At 68.0% G+C, this 1,720-nt stretch carries 1 protein-coding gene and 2 pseudogenes; all 3 read left to right on the forward strand.

From position 1 onward, the window contains the following. Positions 1–126 (forward strand): annotated as a pseudogene (locus H926_RS34735) (A/G-specific adenine glycosylase); the annotation flags it as partial. A 63-nt stretch (positions 127–189) separates the two neighbouring features. Then, a complete protein-coding gene (locus tag H926_RS0113865; protein WP_028658001.1) occupies positions 190–1,503 on the forward strand; it encodes a serine hydrolase in 1,314 nt (437 codons plus the stop codon). Then, positions 1,500–1,720 (forward strand): annotated as a pseudogene (locus H926_RS34740) (hypothetical protein); the annotation flags it as partial. The gene H926_RS0113865 and the pseudogene H926_RS34740, both read left to right, overlap by 4 nt.

Raw genomic sequence — 1,720 nt, forward strand, 5'->3', positions numbered from 1 at the left:
AATATCCCCGGCGCCCACATTCCCGGTGCGCAGTGGTGGCCCCGCAGCGACATGGAAAATGCCGGGTTGCCAACGGTTTTTGCCAAGGCGGCGCGCCTGGCATTGGCCGGTGCGCACGAAGGGTGAAAGCGCCACGCGCGCAACGATGAACAGGCGTCTAGGAAAGGTTTGGCTGCAATGCACGATCGCATGACACTTCCGCAAACCCCGGCGCTCAGCCGTCGTGGCCTGCTGGGCGGGGCAGGGCTGCTCGGCGGGGGCCTGTTGTTGCAGCGCTGGGCCCATGCCGCGCCCACCGATCCGCGCCTGCCGGCAATCACCGGGCTGCTCGACGACTATGTCAGCAGCGGCAAGCTGGCCGGCGCGGTTGCCACGCTGGGCTGGGGCGATGCCCCGCCCGAGGTGGTGGCGCGCGGCACTGGCACGCGCGGCGACGCCCGGCCGCTGGATGAAAACGCCTTGTTCCGCATCTATTCGATGACCAAGCCGATCACCGGCATGGCCGCGATGATCCTGATCGATGAGGGCAAACTTGGCCTCGACCAGCCGATCGCCGATTTCCTGCCGGCCTATGCCCACATGAACGTGCTGGTCGATCCGGCCGGCCCGGTGGACAAGGTGGTGCCGGCAACCGCACCGATCACCGTGCGCCAGCTGCTGACGCACACGGCCGGGCTTGGCTATACCATTATCCAGACCGGCCCGATCCGCGATGCCTATGCCGCGGCCGGCATCATGCCCTATCGCGCCACCCGCGTGCCGCTGCCGGGCTTTGGCGAAGTGCATACCGCGCCCAGCCTGGCTGCCTTTGCCGACAATCTCGCCCGCCTTCCCCTGGTCTATCAGCCGGGCACGCGCTGGTCCTATTCGGTGGCGCTCGATCTCATGGGCCGGATCATCGAACTGGCTTCCGGGCAAGAGTTCAGCGCCTTCCTGAAAGCGCGTTTCTTCGATCCGCTGGGCATGGACAGCACCACGTTCCAGCTGGCCCCGGCCGATGTGCCGCGCTTCACCACCAACTATGTCGTGGCCGATGGCCGCCTGCTGCCGATCGATGGCGCGACCAATTCGGTCTATCTCGATCCGCCGGCCTTTCCGTTTGGCGGCGCAGGCCTGATCAGTTCGCCGCGCGATTATGACCGGTTCCTGGCCATGCTGCTGGGCGGCGGGGTGTTTGCCGGCAAGCGGGTGATGAGCCAGCGGGCGGTCGACATGGGCACCAGCAACCTGTTGCCGCCCGGCGCCAGTACTGCAGGTACGTGGATTGCCGGCCATGGCTTTGGCGCGGGCGGCCGCGTTGGCCTTGGCGATTCGGCGGGCACCTATGGCTGGTCGGGCGCGGCTGGCACGATCGGCTTCATCAGCAAGGTGGGCGGCGTGCGGGCCGGGTTCTTTGCCCAGTTCATGCCCAGCACAGCCTATCCGTTCGATACTGCATTCCCCCAGGCCGTGCGCAGCGATGTGCGCGCGCGGCTGCTGGCCCAGCACAAGGTTGCCGCATGACCACTACCGACACGCTGGCCCGCACGTTGGCCCGCGCGCTGCCGCCGATTGCCTATGCCGGCAATCCGCTGGACCGGGCCGATGCCGTGCGCACCGATCCCGCGCGGCTGGCTGCGGTGCAGGCTGCGCCCGATGCGCAGTTGCTGGTGCTTGATGGCCTGGCGCCGGCGTTCGGCGCCGATGGTGGATTGACCTGGGCGCCGCTTCAATCCGCGCC

The sequence above is a fragment of the Novosphingobium sp. B-7 genome, assembly GCF_000410615.1.
GTDB lineage: Bacteria > Pseudomonadota > Alphaproteobacteria > Sphingomonadales > Sphingomonadaceae > Novosphingobium > Novosphingobium capsulatum.

What these genes read in the sequence shown, in the direction of transcription:
- H926_RS0113865 (WP_028658001.1), top strand. Translation starts at nt 190, where the DNA reads ATGACACTTCCGCAAACCCCGGCGCTCAGCCGTCGTGGCCTGCTGGGC.